This window comes from Sphingopyxis sp. (assembly GCF_965279725.1).
GTDB lineage: Bacteria > Pseudomonadota > Alphaproteobacteria > Sphingomonadales > Sphingomonadaceae > Sphingopyxis.
The window spans coordinates 892,689-907,933 of the sequence record NZ_CBDIIL010000001.1 but is presented as its reverse complement, the minus strand read 5'-3'; the positions used below and the strand labels follow the sequence as shown (position 1 = coordinate 907,933).

General features: G+C 64.4%; 9 protein-coding genes and 4 pseudogenes. 6 read left to right on the top strand and 7 right to left on the bottom strand.

Going from position 1 to position 15,245, the window contains the following annotated elements; genetic code table 11:
* Positions 1-8: 8 nt before the first annotated feature.
* The 3 genes from ACQY6T_RS04270 to ACQY6T_RS04260 all read right to left on the bottom strand — a co-directional run bounded on the left by ACQY6T_RS04270 (position 9) and on the right by ACQY6T_RS04260 (position 1,854).
* A complete protein-coding gene (locus ACQY6T_RS04270; protein ID WP_428628752.1) occupies positions 9-713 on the bottom strand; it encodes a hypothetical protein in 705 nt (234 codons plus the stop codon).
* Positions 714-779: 66 nt separating this feature from the next.
* Positions 780-1,085, bottom strand: coding sequence for an alkylphosphonate utilization protein (locus tag ACQY6T_RS04265; protein ID WP_428628750.1), 306 nt, complete (start codon positions 1,083-1,085; stop codon positions 780-782).
* Between the two features lies 1 nt (position 1,086).
* Positions 1,087-1,854 (bottom strand): class I SAM-dependent methyltransferase, encoded by a 768-nt coding sequence (locus ACQY6T_RS04260; protein ID WP_428628748.1) that lies wholly within the window; start codon positions 1,852-1,854, stop codon positions 1,087-1,089.
* A gap of 127 nt (positions 1,855-1,981) precedes the next feature.
* Between ACQY6T_RS04260 and ACQY6T_RS04255 the strand changes: the two genes are divergently transcribed.
* On the top strand, positions 1,982-3,721 hold the full coding sequence (locus tag ACQY6T_RS04255; RefSeq protein WP_428628746.1) for an N-acyl-D-amino-acid deacylase family protein: 1,740 nt from the start codon (positions 1,982-1,984) through the stop codon (positions 3,719-3,721).
* Positions 3,721-4,731: a zinc-dependent alcohol dehydrogenase family protein gene (locus tag ACQY6T_RS04250; RefSeq protein ID WP_428628854.1), complete on the top strand. Its 1,011-nt coding sequence runs from the start codon at positions 3,721-3,723 to the stop codon at positions 4,729-4,731. The genes ACQY6T_RS04255 and ACQY6T_RS04250 overlap by 1 nt, the downstream gene beginning before the upstream one ends.
* A gap of 7 nt (positions 4,732-4,738) precedes the next feature.
* Here the strand turns inward: ACQY6T_RS04250 and ACQY6T_RS04245 are convergent, their stop codons facing one another.
* From ACQY6T_RS04245 to nhaA, 3 genes are all read right to left on the bottom strand, one after another.
* Complete coding sequence (locus tag ACQY6T_RS04245) at positions 4,739-5,518, bottom strand: tryptophan 2,3-dioxygenase family protein (RefSeq protein WP_428628745.1); 780 nt, start codon at positions 5,516-5,518, stop codon at positions 4,739-4,741.
* Between the two features lie 126 nt (positions 5,519-5,644).
* On the bottom strand, positions 5,645-6,991 hold the full coding sequence (locus tag ACQY6T_RS04240; protein ID WP_428628742.1) for a hypothetical protein: 1,347 nt from the start codon (positions 6,989-6,991) through the stop codon (positions 5,645-5,647).
* Positions 6,991-8,274, bottom strand: coding sequence for a Na+/H+ antiporter NhaA (nhaA, locus tag ACQY6T_RS04235; RefSeq protein WP_428628740.1), 1,284 nt, complete (start codon positions 8,272-8,274; stop codon positions 6,991-6,993). The genes ACQY6T_RS04240 and nhaA overlap by 1 nt, the downstream gene beginning before the upstream one ends.
* A gap of 431 nt (positions 8,275-8,705) precedes the next feature.
* On the opposite strand from nhaA, the gene ACQY6T_RS04230 reads away from it, so the two are divergent.
* From ACQY6T_RS04230 to ACQY6T_RS04215, 4 genes and pseudogenes are all read left to right on the top strand, one after another.
* Positions 8,706-9,833: a glycosyl transferase family protein gene (locus tag ACQY6T_RS04230; RefSeq protein WP_428628738.1), complete on the top strand. Its 1,128-nt coding sequence runs from the start codon at positions 8,706-8,708 to the stop codon at positions 9,831-9,833.
* Between the two features lie 1,326 nt (positions 9,834-11,159).
* Positions 11,160-12,098: pseudogene (locus tag ACQY6T_RS04225) on the top strand (sulfite exporter TauE/SafE family protein).
* A pseudogene (locus ACQY6T_RS04220) lies at positions 12,095-12,873 on the top strand (TIGR02186 family protein). Before ACQY6T_RS04225 ends, ACQY6T_RS04220 begins: the two co-directional pseudogenes overlap by 4 nt.
* A 222-nt stretch (positions 12,874-13,095) precedes the next feature.
* A pseudogene (locus ACQY6T_RS04215) lies at positions 13,096-14,687 on the top strand (ATP-binding protein).
* A gap of 158 nt (positions 14,688-14,845) precedes the next feature.
* Here the strand turns inward: ACQY6T_RS04215 and ACQY6T_RS04210 are convergent.
* Positions 14,846-15,233 (bottom strand): annotated as a pseudogene (locus tag ACQY6T_RS04210) (VOC family protein).
* Positions 15,234-15,245 lie beyond the last annotated feature (12 nt).

Genomic DNA, 15,245 nt, shown 5'->3' with positions numbered 1-15,245 from the left:
GACCCCGTTCAGCAGGCGAATGGAATATACAGCATCACGCCTTTCGGACGGGTCTCGCAGGTGATCCTTGATTGGAACGCGGCCGGGATCGTCGGCGCGCCCGGATCGGCGAGATTGGCGAAGGCGGCCGGTCTGGCTGCGGCGATCGGTTTCCAGCGAATATCCGACCGATGCTCGTCGACCTCGGCGATGCCGTTGATTTCGCCGATCGGACGCGGCCCGGTATATTCGAGGATGAAATCGCCGACGTCGGCAAAGCTGCCGTCCTTCACGTCAAAGGTCGGCGCCGGATTTTTGTAATAGCCGGTGGGGAACGGGCCGCTGATCGATCCGCTGCAAAGCGCGCCTTCAAAGGGCACGCCCTCGCACCGCATCGTGTAACCCAGCAGCCGGTAACGGCCTACCGGCATCCGATAAATGACGGCTTTGACGTCGATCATGTTGCTACCGGCGAACGGCACCCCGGCGCCGCGCTCGATCCGGACATAGGAATCGCTGTCGCCGCCGTTTTCGTCGAGCCGGACGAAATAGAGAAAGAAGGTTTCGGTGAACTGTTTTTGGGTGCGCACCGACAGCCTGACGGCGCCTTCGCCCGGCTTGAGCTTGGCCGGTGACGTGATCTTTGGCGGCTCGGTCACCTTGGCCTGCGCAGCGCTGGACGCCAGTACCGAAAATGCAAAAATACTCACTCCCAATATCATCGTCAGACGCATCGACGCATACCTCCCCCTGTCGTTGACCGTCGGTCATCCCGGCGCTCGCCGGGCAACCCCCTTCTTTTACCGTTTCCGCACAAACTCCGCGCGCAGCACCAGCCCCTTGATGCCTTCATGGCGGCAGTCGATTTCCTGATCGTCGCCGGTCAGGCGGATCGACTTGATCACCGTGCCGACCTTCAATGTCTGGCCCGCGCCTTTGACGGTCAGGTCCTTGACCAGCACCACCGAATCGCCGTCGTTCAGCAGATTGCCGACCGCGTCGCGCACCTCGGGTCCGGCGGCGTCGGCGGCATCGCGCGCGGCGATGTCGCCCGCCGCCATCCATTCGCCGCTCGCTTCGTCATAGACATAATCATCGTCGGCCATGTCAGCCCGGTTTCCGAAACCGCAGCGCGAACTGGTCGGTCTTGCCGCGGATCGCGGGGTCGAAGACATTCGCGGTGCGCGGGTCGTCGGCGTGCTTGTAGAGGTCGCTTTCCGCTTCGAGTTTGAACCCGGCTTTGGTCAATATTTCGACCACCGCCGCTTTATCGATTCGGTGCAGGCTGTCGGCCAGCGTCGTGCCGGTGCCGTCGGCAGCGCTATGATCGACGATGATCAGCGTCCCGCCGGGTTTCAGCGCCGCAAACAACGCCGCGCTGCCCTTGGCACCCGTGCCTTCGGGAAAAGGTTTCAGATACAGGTCGTGGAAATTCTGTACCGTGATGATCGTGTCGAGCGGTTCGGCAAAGGCGGGTGCGGCGAACGGTCCAGCAACGGCATCGACATTGGCATAGGCGGCATCGACCGCGGCCTGATCGGTGCCATATTGCGCCTTGAACGCGATGAACTCGGCGGGCTGGAACGCATAGACATGCCCTTTGGGGCCAACCGCCGCGGCGAGCAGGTGCGTGACATAGCCGCCGCCCATCACATAATCGCCGACCTTTTCGCCCGGCGCGATCTGCGCGAATGCCAGCAACTCGGCGGGTTTGCGCGCTGCATCGCGCTCGCGGTCGGCGGCAGGGCGCGCCGGATCAGCGAGCGCGGCGGCATAGTCAGCAGTTGCGGGTGCAGCGGCCCTGTCCATTGCGGCAGGAGCGCAGCCCGCGAGCAGCAATGACAGGGTGATGGCAGCGAAATTCGGGCGGATCATGGCATCGACTCCCTCTTGTCTTGTCCTGCCGTCATAGCGGCTTGTCGCAGGCCGGGTGGGTTTATTTGCATATCGCGATTTTGATGATAGGTTTCTTCGTGAAACTAAAAAGATCGGGAGACTCGGGATGTTTGATCTGGTGATTCGCGGCGGCACCGTCGTCGATGGTTCGGGCGGCGCGCCCTTTGTCGCCGACGTCGCGATCGACGGCGATCGCATCGTCGCGGTTGGCGAAACACTCGGCGCTGGTACACAGGAAATCGATGCCAGCGGCAAAATCGTCACCCCCGGTTTCGTCGACGTCCACACCCATTATGATGGCCAGGCAACGTGGGACGCCGAAATGGCGCCGTCGAGCTGGCACGGCGTCACCACCGTCGTGATGGGCAATTGCGGGGTCGGCTTTGCCCCCGCCAAGCCCGACCGCCACGAATGGCTGATTTCGCTGATGGAGGGGGTCGAGGACATCCCAGGCACCGCGCTTGCTGAAGGCATGTCATGGGACTGGGAGACCTTCCCCGAATATATGGACGCGCTGGAGAAACTGCCGCGCACCGTCGATGTCGCGTGTCATGTGCCGCACGGCGCGGTTCGCGCCTATGTGCTGGGCGACCGCGAGAAACCCGGTGCGATCCCGACCGATGCCGACATCGCCGAAATGTCGCGAATCGTTGAAGAAGGCATTCGCGCGGGCGCGCTTGGCTTTTCGACCAGCCGCACCGTGCTCCACAAGTCGATCGACGGCGAACTCGTCCCCGGCACCACCGCGACCGCGGAGGAACTGATCGCAATCGGCCGCGCGATGGGGCGCGTCGGTTATGGCGTGTTCGAAATGGCGAGCGACCTGAAACGCGAGTGGAACGAGTTTCAGTGGATGGGCGACCTCAGCCGCGAAACCGGGCTGCCCGTGACCTTCGCCGCGCTCCAGTCGATCGCCAAGGAATTGCCGCTCGAGGAGCAGATAGAGGAAATGCGGCGCCAGAATGCGACCGGCGCCAACATCGTCGCGCAGATCGCGCTGCGCGGCAACGGCATCATCATGGCGTGGCAGGGGACGGTGCATCCGTTCCGTTTCAAACCGGCGTGGAACGAGATCATCGACCTGCCGTGGGATCAGCAGCTCCCAAAGCTGAAGGATCCCGCGTTCAAGGCGCGGATGATCGCCGAGGAGAATGTCTGGCCCGAAAGCGACATCATCGATTTCCTGAAGATCGTTGCCGAGGGCTGGCCGGTGCAGTTCGAAATGGACCCCGATTTCAATTATGAGCCCAAGATGGACGAAAGCATCATGGCGCGCGCCACCGCGGCGGGGGTTTCGCCGGGCGAATATGCCTACGACCTGCTGATGAAGGACGACGGCAAGGGCTTCATCTATTTCCCGATCCTCAACTACCGCGACGGCAACCTGAATTTCCTTGAGGATTTGCAGCATGCCGACGACACGGTGAACAGCCTGTCCGACGGCGGCGCGCATTGCGGGACGATCTGCGACGCCGCCTCGCCGACCTTCATGCTCCAGCATTGGGTGCGCGACCGGGCGGGCAAGCGCATCGCGCTCGAACATGCGGTCAAGCGGCAGTGCCGCGATACAGCCTTGCTTTATGGGCTGGAGGATCGCGGCGTGCTCGCGCCGGGCTATCTCGCCGATTTGAACGTCATCGACATGGACGCGATCAAGCTCGGCAAGCCTTGGCTCGCTTTCGACCTGCCCGCGGGCGGCAAGCGCCTACTGCAAAAGGCCGACGGCTATGTCGCGACGATCAAGTCGGGCGAAGTCACGTTCAAGGACGGCGCGATGCAGGGGCCGACCCCCGGCGGCGTGATCCGCGGACCGCAGCGCGTCGAAATGGCGATGGCGGCGGAATGATGCGGGCGGTTCGGCTTCGCGCGCCCGCCTCGCTCGACAATCTGACGCTCGTCGATCTGGCCGACCCCGGCGATCCGGGGCCGGGCGAAATTCGGGTGCGGATCGGCGCGTCGTCGCTGAATTTCCACGACTTCGCCGTCGTCGCCGGGATGATTCCGACCGTCGACGGGCGCATCCCGATGTCCGACGGGGCCGGCACGGTCGATGCGGTCGGCGAGGGTGTGACCGATTACAAGGTCGGCGACAGCGTCGTGTCGCTCTTCTTCCCCGGTTGGGACGATGGCGACTCGCCTTCGATGAGCGCCCTGACCAATGTGCCCGGTGACAGCACCGACGGCTATGCGCGCGAAGTCGTGGTGACGCCGCAGCATTGGTTCACCCGCGCACCCCAAGGCTATTCGGCGGCCGAGGCAGCGACGCTGACCTGCGCAGGCCTGACTGCCTGGCGCGCGCTGTTCGTTGATGGCGTGACGCAGCCGGGCTCGACCGTGCTGGTGCAGGGTAGTGGCGGGGTGTCGGTGTTCGCTTTGCAATTCGCCAAGGCAGCGGGCGCGAAGGTGATTGCGACCAGCTCGTCCGATGCGAAGCTTGAGCGGTTGAAAGCACTCGGTGCCGATGAACTGATAAATTACAAGGCAGAGCCTGCGTGGGGCGCGAAGGCGTTCGAACTCACGGGCGGGCGGGGCGTCGATACGGTCGTGGAGATCGGCGGGGCGGGGACGCTCGACCAGTCGATGGTCGCGACGCGCGTCGGCGGCCATGTCGCGCTGATCGGGGTGCTCGCGGGCATTGTCGGGCCGGTGCAGACCGCGCTGCTGATGAGCAAGAATCTGCGCGTCCAGGGGCTTACGGTCGGCAGTCGAGCGCAACAACTCGCGATGATCGCGGGCGTCGAGACGAATGGTATCCGGCCGATCATCAGCGATCACTTCCCGCTGGAACGCTTAGCCGATGCATTCCGCCATCAGGCCGCGAACGCGCATTTCGGGAAGATCGTCGTCGACATCTGAGTAGGATCTAAACCCCACTCCCATGCCCAGCTTCACCTTGGCGGATGCTGTCGCGTTTGACGCCATATTCGGCGCCCCAGCGGTCGGTCATCTGGACGCGGATCGCCCATAGTTCGGGGAAGAAGCGGTGACGCGCGCCGGCGTCGAGCAGGTCAACGGCGCGGCCGCTGATCGCTTTCGATCCCATGCCGATCGAGCGATGGACGAGGTAGATGTGGTGGGCGCGAAATTTCTGGAACAGCTCGTCGAATTCGATCAGCGCCTCGGCGACCAAATAGGCTTCGTCATGGGCGTAGCCGGTGTCGTAGATGTCGGTCAGGGTACGGGCGCCTGACTCTTTTTGGGCAGGGTCCAGATACAGGGTACGATAGGTGTCCCATAGTCCCGCGGGTAAGGTCAGCAGCATCTGGAACCCGGGGCTTTCCTGGCCCGACCCGTTGCCGAGCTGGAGCCGGATCGCCTGATAATCATAGGGGCTCATCGTTTCGATCAGCGCCAGCTGGTCCGTCATCATGCGCAGCAGCATATGGACGCGGCCGAATAGGGTGATAGCGCGCATGATCTGGCCATCGCGTAGATGCTGATCGATTTCGGCAAGGGTGAAGGCGGCAAGCTTCATCCACAATTCCTCGACCTGATGGACGATCTGGAATTGCAATTCGTCGGGGGTGACGAGGGTGGCGAGCGGTTTCTGGCAATCGAGCAGGCGGTCGACCGCGAGATAGACCCCATAATCCTTCAGGACCGGGGCTTCGAGGCGGGCGTGGATGTCGGGTTTGTCGAGCATGGGGGTATCCCTTGCGAAATTGGAATGGTTGAGCGGATCGTTACGATCAGCCGTGCGGATACACCCCCGCAGGCGGACGCCGCGGCGATCCCGACTGGCCGAGCCAGAGCAGCGGCGCGGCGATGCTCACCGCGCGAGCAGGTCCGCAGGCAGCGTCGGTTCGCTGATCAGCTTCGCCATCCGCTGCCACATCTGGTCGCGGGTCGGCTTGCCGCGCTCGACATACGCGCGCACCATCGCTTCGCCGAGACCGTAGTTGATCACATAGCTGCGGTATTGATCGGTGAAGCTGACCGACTGTTCGGCGCGCTTGGGCGACACGAGCAGATATTTCTGGGTGAGCTGGACGGCCGTCGGGCGGTCGATTTCGCGGTCGAGATATTGCTGCGCAATCGTTAGCCGAGCCCCTGACGCGCGTTTGATCGCCGCGAGCAATTGCCAGTAGCGATCGTCGGAGGGCGGTGCGATTTCGGCGATCGGCATCAATATGTCGCGTTCGGTTTCGGCCTTGTTCTCGGCGGGGAAGGCCAGTTCGATTCCGTAATTGGCGCTGCCCTCGGCGATCAGGCTTTGCGGGCTGTAGAGCGGATAGACGCTGAACTCGGCCCAGCCGCGATCTTTGACCAGCTTTTCCTCGAGCTTCATGTTGAGCAGGTGGTGGCCCGGATACCCCTCGTGGCAGCCCAGATCAAGCGCGCGCGACAGGCGGATCGGCAGGTCGGTGTTGACCTGGATCAGGCTGTGATAGCCGCCTTGGTAATAATTATAGCCGCTCCAGCTCTTGCCGGTGACGAACTCGAGGCGAAAGCTTTCACCCGTCGGCATCGCGATATGCGCCATGCTCCGCCCGCGGCAGCGCGCGATCGCGGCGTCGAAGGTCTTTTGCAGCCGGTCGGTGGGGATGGTGAAATTGTCGAGATAGGCCTCGACCCGCGTCGCCAATGGCCCGGCGCCGGGAACCAGCGCGTCGATTTTGGCCAGCTCGGCATCATAGCTCGCCAGCGGTTTCAGCTGCGGGCGGACCCCGAACAAACGTTCGGCCTCGTCGGCAAAGGCAAAGCGCGTACCCTGCATCATCAGCAAGCGCGTTTCGGCGGCACGTAGCTGGGCGCGGAGGAAAGTCGCGCGGCGGCGGTCGAGCGGGTCGGACAGGCGGCGCGCTGCCAGATCAATTTGCGCCGTCAGGTCGCGCGTCGCGGCGAGCAGCGCCGGCTTGTCGCGCGGCGCGGCCTCGGCGGCTTTCTGCAATTCGGGCGGACCGTAATAGGCGTCGATATATCCCGGCTCGTGCGTCCCGATCTCGAGCGTCAGCTGCAGATAGGCCGCGGCGATCTCGTCCAGCGCCTGGGTCGAGGCGGGAGTGCGGCGCACGTCGAGCGCCGCGACCCCGACGCCGCCAGCGGGGCGTTCGGACGTGCTGGCGGCGCAGCCGGGCAAAGCAGCGATCAGCGACAGGGCGAGGAGTTTGCGCATCACCTCGCTATAGCTTGGCTTTCGGAGGTGTCACGCACATCGCCATCGGCGGCGATCTCCGCATCGGACGTTCGTTCGACCGCGCCATGTTCGGGATGCAGCGGGGCGAAACGCAACACCGCATAGCCGACCAGCGCCGCGGCGAGCGACCCCATCAATATCCCGATCTTGGCTTCCTCCACCAGCAGCGCGTCGCCGGGGAAGGCGAGGCCGCCGATGAACAGACTCATCGTGAAGCCGATGCCGCATAGCATTGCGACGCCATAGATTTGCAGCCAGGTCGCGCCGCGCAGCTTGCCCGCGATCCCGAGTTTGACCGCCAGCCAGACACTCCCGAAAATGCCGATCTGCTTGCCCAGGAACAACCCTGCGGCGATGCCGAGCGGCAGCGGTGCGAAAATCTGTTCGGCGGTCAGGCCGCCGATGTCGACCCCGGCGTTGGCAAAGCCGAACAGCGGCACGATCGCAAAGGCGACCCACGGATGCAGCCCATGTTCGAGCCGGTGCAGCGGCGAGGTCTGGCTGTCGGGCGCGCCGGGGGTGCGCTCGAAGGGGATCGCCATCGCGGCGAGCACCCCGGCGATCGTGGCGTGCACCCCTGACAGCAGCATCGCGTACCAAAGCAACAGGAACAGCAGAAAATAGATGAGCAGGCTTTTGACGCCAAGCCGCCCCATCGCGAACATCAGGCCGAGGATGGCCGCCGCCGCGCCGAGCGCGAGCAGGTTGATCTTCGCCGTATAAAACAGCGCGATGATCGCGACCGCGCCCATGTCATCGACGATCGCCACGGTGACCAGGAACAGCTTGAGCGAGGTCGGCGCGCGCTTGCCGAGCAGGGCCAGCACCCCCATCGCAAACGCAATGTCGGTTGCAGCGGGGATCGCCCAGCCTTGCGCCAGTCCGGGTTCGCCGCCCGCAAAGAGCATATAAAGCGCCGCAGGGACGGCCATGCCCGCCGCCGCCGCGATGAACGGCAGCCGCCGCCGGTCCCAGCTGGCCAGCCGCCCGTCGACGAATTCCCGCTTGATTTCGAGCCCGACGAGCAGGAAGAAAATCGCCATCAACCCGTCGTTGATCCACAGATGCACCGTCATCGGACCCAGCTTGTCGCTGAGCACCGGGCCGGTGACGGCGTGGATCGCGTCGTGATAAACGGTGCCTAACGACGAATTGGCAACAATCATCGCCAAAATGGCTGCGAAAATGAGCAGCATGCCGCCCGCGCTTTCGCTCTCAAGAAAATCTCGCAAGGCCGAACGCGGCGGAAAACTGCCATTCATGGGTCGGTGAGCTCTCATCGTCGGTGGGGATTGGCGGTGTCCTAGCTCCATGCGCTCGGCTTTACAAATGCACCTCGCGCATTAGCAATGAGGGCGTGGGTGGCGTGACGCCACGGTGGCGCGAGGCTGGTGGGTGGAGCTATCGACCGCATGGCTGGAATGGCTGGTGCACGGGGCCAGCGACGAACTGATGCTGTTTGCATCGGTGGGCATATTGCTGATCGGACTGGACGACCTGTTGTTCGACGCTTTGTGGCTCGGCACGCGCGACCGCCGGTTACCCGATGCGCCCGACAAGCGGTCGCTGGCCGGGACGTTGGCGGTCTTTGTTCCGGCGTGGGATGAGCATCGCATATTGCCGGTCATGCTCCGCCGATCGCTGGCCGCGTGGGATGGCGAAGACGTCCGCATTTACATCGGCTGTTATCCCAATGACGCCCGCGACGCTGTTTGCGATCTCGCCGCTGGTTGCCAGCGATCGCCGATTGCGGCTGGTGGTCAACGAGCGCGACGGGCCGACGACCAAGGGCGACAATCTCAACCGGATGTGGGCCGCGCTGGGCGAGGACGAGCGCGCCGAGGGCATGCGCTTTGCCGCGATCGTCCTTCACGATGCCGAAGACCTGGTCCACCCCGGCGAGATCGCGCTCTATCGCCGCCATCTGGGCGAGAATGCGATGGTGCAGATCCCGGTGGTGCCGATCATTGCGCGCGGCGCGCGGTGGATCGGTGGCCATTATGGTGACGAGTTTGCCGAAGCGCATGGCAAGGAACTGGTCGTCCGCTCGCGGCTGAGCATGCCTTTACCGTCGGCGGGGGTCGGCTGTGCACTGACGCGCCACACGCTCGCGTTGCTGGCGATCGATCGCGGCGGTGATCCGTTCCGTTACAACAGCCTGACCGAGGATTACGAGCTTGGCATGGTGATCGGCGCTTATGGTCTGAAGGCGCGTTTTGTCGATGCGCCCGGGCCGATGGGCGACCGGATCGTGTCGCGCGGCGCCTTTCCCGATCGCGCCGACGCCGCCGTCCGGCAAAAGGCGCGCTGGATCGCCGGGATTGCGCTGGCGGGATGGGATCATCTGGGTTGGCCCGGATCGCGCCGCCATACGATGGCGGGTTCGCCCGGCCACATCTGGCTTGCGCGCTGGATGCTTTGGCGCGACCGCCGCGCCCCGCTTGCCGCGCTCGTCCTGCTGGCGGCCTATACCGGCTTGATGCTGACTGCGTTCGGCTGGGCGGGGCAGGCCGTTCTTGGGTGGAAAGCAGAGACCTTAGGCGACGGGACGCGTATGCTTTTGGCGCTCAACGCCATGATGCTCGTCTGGCGACTGGGGATGCGCAGCCTGTTTGCGGGGCGGTGCTATGGTTGGCGTGAGGCGGCCTGGGCTGTACCGCGCGCCTTCGTCGCCAACATCATGGCGATGCTGGCGGCGCGGCGGGCGGTGATGATCTATTGGCGGATGTTGCGCTCGGGCGAAGTCGTGTGGGACAAGACCGAGCATCGCGAGAGCGACATGGCGGTAGAGGTTGCGACCGCGCCCATGGTGGCGCGATGAGCGCGCGGGCGCTTTGCCGTCCGGGGCGTGACGCGCGAGGGGCTGCGCTTTCTTTTGCTTTTGCGTCCGGCGGCGGCTGGGACCGTGCTGCGCGTTGCGGCGCATTGGCAGCCTGCTGTACCGCCGCCGCCAGATGCCGCAAACGCCGCCCTGGTCGGTGCCGTCGCCCTTTTGCCGCGACCGGCTGGTCATTGAGCAGTTGCCGCGCATGCCGCGGCACCGATCGATGACAAACCGGGCAACGCAAATCGCCGCCGCGTCGTCTGCCCGCTCTTGGTCGCCATGTCGGGGGGCGATGGACGCCCCAGCGCTGCTTCGGCGGGCTGCCGGTGCTGTTGACGTTTCGGGCGGGCGATTGGAGGCGGCGATCGCCACAGTCCTTCGTGCCGCGCTGGTGGCGCGACTTCTCCCCCCAGCACCTCGGCGGCGCGGCGCGAGCGGCGATGCCGCGCGGGCATGGCCGATTGGTTTTCCGGCCAGCGATAACGCCAAGCGCCGCGCCGGGGCAGGGCAAGCCGTTCTGGATGCGGCGTCCAGATGTCGGGCTGGGTCCGCTTGGCGGCTGGCTCTATTTGCGCGGTGGGCGCTCGGACCGCGCCCGGCGCGATTGCAGCGGGCCAGGCCAACTTGGCGGCAGTCAGGGCGGGGTCCTGCGTCCTTGGCTATGGTTTTTTGGCGACTCCGGTCGCGCCCGCGCTTATGGCCGTGCCACCTTTGCCGTGCGGCGCCCCGAACAGCGCGAAACTCGCCTTTGGACTGGGCTTTTGCGCCGGTGGCACATTGGCCGGTCGATATCGCGATGGAGCAGCGCGTCGCCATCGGGCAAGAGGGGACGTACCGCGCTTGCGGCGATGGGTCACAGGCGGGGCGTCAGCGATGTCCGCGCTGCCGCACGGATTCCGGCTTGAAGCTTATGGCCAGGCCGGCATCGTCGGGCGCGCGGGCGACGTGACGGGTTCGCTGATGGGGCGATCGTGATCGACCGGCGGCTTGGTTTCGGACGAGACATCGCCCTTGCGGGGTGGGCGCGCTGGCCGCCGGGGGCCGTGCAGCCAGGGGGTCGCGCCGCGTCGACGTCCGGTCCGCGGAGTGGACGCTGCGGCTGCCCGAGGTCGGCGAAGGCAGCCGGATTGCGCTAGACTGGCGGCAGGCGCGTTGGCGGGTGATGCGCAACCCGAAAGCGGACTTGCCCTGACGCTGGCCCACCGACTTTTAGAACGCGACGAAATTTAGCTGTCGCAGCCGATTCCCCGGCCCGAAAAAAATCGTCTAGGGTCTTTGGGAATCGGCGCTGTTTCCGGCGCCGCTGAACCATATTCGGGGGCCATGGACCTTTACCTTCCCGTCGCCAATCTTTCGGTCAATGCGCTGGTCATCGTGCTACTGGGCGGCGGGCGTCGGCTTTTCTGTCGGGGATGTTCGGGGTTGGCGGCGGGTTCCTGACCACGCCTTTGCTGATTTTTTTACGGTATTCCGCCCACCGTTGCCGCGGCGTCCGGCGGGCGACACAGGTCCACCGGTGCGAGTGTGTCGGGGGTGGATGGGCGCATTCTGGAACGCGACGGGGTCGACCTGCGGATGGGGGCCGTTACTGGTAGCCGGCGGCCTGGTCGGGTCCGCTGATTGGCGCCGGGCTTGTTCGAATTGCTGACCGCCTGGGGGCCAGATCGACACGGACGATCAACATCCCTTTATGTCGCGTTGCTCGGTTCGGGTAGGGGACGCTGATGGCGCGCGAGGCCTGGGGCGCGCTGCGCGCCGTGCGGGCGGGGCGTTTGCGCCACCGGCGCGCAAACGGGCGCCACCATCCGATGGTCGCCAACCTGCCCGCTGCGCTGGCGGTTCTATCGCTCGGGTCTGTATATTTCGCCTTTTTGCGCCGCTGCTGCTGGGCATGGTGGTCGGGCGTATTGGACGATGCTGCTCGGCGTCGGCGGCGGCTTCATCATGGTTCCCGCGATGATCTTTCTGCTCGGTAATGGGGGACGCAGGTCGTCCGTGGGGACATCGCTGTTCCAGATCCTGTTTCGTGACGATCGCGACGGACGATGGTGCATGCGATGACCACCGGTGCGGTCGATATCGTGCTGGCCCGGGCTGCTTTTGATCGGCAGCGTGACCGGGGCTCAATTTGGTGCCCGTTTTGCGCAAAAGGTGAAGCCCGAATATTTGCGCATGGCGTTGGCGGTCATCGTCCTGCTGGTTGCGATCCGGATGGGCGTCGACCTGTTTATCCGGCCCGACGAAATCTACACGGTGCAATGAGGCGGACCGCCGCCTTGACCCTGGCGCTCGCCGCGCTGGTGCCGCCGACGGGCGCCGCGGCGCAGGCGAGCGATCCGCGGCTCGTCCCCGACGTGTCGAGCCGGGCGATCGACATTCAATATAGTTTTACGGGCGAAGAATTGCTGCTGTTCGGCGCGATCCTCTATCCAGGGCAGCGGCTACCCGACGACCGCGCCGACATCGTCGTCGTGCTGAAGGGGGCCGGTGCGTCCGATCGTGCTCCGCGAAAAGCGGCGGGTGGCCGGGATATGGGTCAATGCCAGCAGCATCCGGCTGCGCACGTCGCCCGGTTTTTATGCGATCGGATCGTCGCGCCCGATCGACAAGTTGGTCGACGAACGGACCGCAGCCATTTTCGAACTCGGCCTCGCTAATTTGTCGATGTCGCCGACGGGTTTTTCGGAGGCAACGAAGTTGCAACGCTTCGAAGCCGGACTCACCGACCTCTATCGTCGGCTTGGGCTGTTTTATGAAAATCCGGTGGCGGTCGAGATTACCGAAGGCGTGCTCTATCGCGCCCGGATTCCCGTGCCGGCGCGCGTGCCGGTGGGTACGTATCGCGCCGAAACGTTTCTGATCAGTCGCGGGCGTGTGCTGGCGGTCCGCGTCGCGCGATGTCCAAATCCGCAAGGCCGGATTCGAACGCTTCGTGGCGCTGGCGGCGCAGCGGCACGGCTTTCTATACGGTCTGAGCGCGGTCGCACTGTCGCTGCTGCTCGGCTACGCCGCATCGGCGATATTCCGCCGTCGTTGACCACCGGTCAGACGGCAGGGTTCGTGCTCGAGCCTTTAGCCTATATTTACCCGGGCCTGCGATACCGGCGTCCGGGATCATGTTAGGCGGGGCGTTTTGATGGATATGCAAGGTGGCGGATTTCCCGCCGGAGATTCGACGGCGGCGCAGCATGTTCGGCTTGCCGGTGGCGGTGCTGCGATCGCGGTGGCGCCGGTGATCAACCATCATCGCGACGACCTGATGATCGGCGAAGTCACCGAAATTTCGGGTTCGGCCTCGCGAATCCTGCTTGATGCCGCGACTATCGCCAAATTGGCGACGTCGAGCGATGCCGCCGTAGCGATGGCCGGCCAAGTCGGCGCGCAGGTGAAGGTCCGCGTGGGCAACATCTGGCTGATCGCCAGCATCCGCGATCAGCAGCTCCACGCCCGCGGCGAAGGACTGATCCTTGCGACCATCGACTTCCTTGGCGAGGGCGAAGAGGAAAAGATCACCGGCCGCATCGCGAATTTTTCGCCGCGGCGTCACCCGCTATCCGATCCCGGGCTGTCAGGTGTTTGCCGCGACCAGCGCCGACCTTAAACAGATTTATGCCGCCGACGAGCGCGCCCATGTCGAAATCGGCACCGTTTATCCGACCAAGGATATTCGCGGCTCGCTCTATGTCGATGCGATGCTCGGCAAGCACTTTGCCCTGCTTGGGTCGACCGGGACCGGTAAATCGACCAGCGCGGCGCTGATCCTCCACAAGATCTGCGAACTGGCGCCGCAAGGTCATATCGTGATGATCGATCCGCACGGCGAATATTCGGCGGCGTTCAAGGGCATCGGCGCGCTGTTCGATGTCGATAACCTCGCCATGCCATATTGGTTGATGAATTTTGAGGAACATTGCGAAGTGTTCGTCACCGCCGAGGGCCGGGACCGCCAGGCCGACTGCGACGTGCTGTCGCGCTGCCTGCTACAAGCGCGCACCAAGAACCGGCTGGCCGAGGGCATGACCAAGATCACGGTCGATTCGCCGATCCCCTATCTGCTCTCCGACTTGCTCAGCATCCTGACCAACGAGATGGGCCGGCTCGATAAGGCGACGTCGAGCGCGCCGTTCATGCGCATCAAGGGCAAGATCGAGGAAATGCGCGCCGATCCGCGCTATAATTTCATGTTCTCGGGCATGCTCGTCGCTGACACCATGGCTGGGTTCCTCGGCAAGATCTTCCGCCTGCCGTCGGACGGCCGGCCGATCTCGATCATCGATGTGTCGGGGGTGCCGTCGGACATCACCGGGGTCGTCGTCGCGGTGCTGTCGCGTCTGACCTTTGACTATGCGATCTGGTCGCGCGGCGAAACCGCAGCGCCCGATCCTGCTCGTCTGCGAGGAGGCCCATCGCTATATCCCGGCCAAGGATACCGGCCAGGGCCAGGCGGTTCGCAAGATTCTGGAACGAATTGCCAAGGAAGGCCGTAAATATGGCGTGTCGCTGGGCCTGATCACCCAGCGCCCGTCGGATCTGGCCGAAGGCGTGCTGTCGCAGTGCGGTACGATCATCTCGATGCGCCTGAACAACGAGCGCGATCAGCATTTCGTCAAGGCGGCGATGCCCGAAGGCGCGCGCGGTTTTATCGATTCGATCCCGGCGTTACGGAACCGCGAATGCATCGTCTGCGGTGAGGGTGTGTCGATCCCGATCCGCGTCTATCTCGACACGCTGGAAGAGGACAAGCGTCCGGCATCGAGCGATCCGCTGTTCTCGAAATTGTGGAAAGAAACCGGCGGCGAGGCCGAAATCCTGGAGCGCGTGGTGAAGCGCTGGCGCAGCCAAGGTCGGTAAAAAGCCTACCCAGTTTCCGTTCGCATCGAGCCCTTCGAATGCCCCCCAGGGCGGGCGCTCAGGATAAACTTCAGCCTTCGGCTGAAGTCGAGATGCAAATCTGCCGTGGGCGCCTTTCGGGTGTCTCGACTTCGCTCAACACGAACGGGAAGAGAAGGTCAGCTTTTTGGCGGCTCCCACAGCTCGATCGGATTGCCTTCGGGATCATGCACCCGCGCAAAGCGGCCTACTGCCGGGTCATTCCACTCATCCTTGGTGATCACCTCGTCGCCGGGCATCGTGAAACGGCGCGAGCACGGCGTCGAGGTCGTCGACGCGCAGGTTGATCATAAACTGGCGGTCGGCGGCGAAATAATCTGTGTCGGCCTTGAACGGGGCAAACACCACCGGCCCGGCGGTCACATTCCACACCCATTCGTTGATCGGCCCGGTTTCGTCGGCGCTGCACCCGCCCCCGATGCCTAGCCGTTCTTTATACCACGCGTTCAGCGTGTCGGGGTCGCGCGCCCGGAAAAACAGACCGCCGATGCCTTTGACATGTCCCATGGAAGCCTCCCT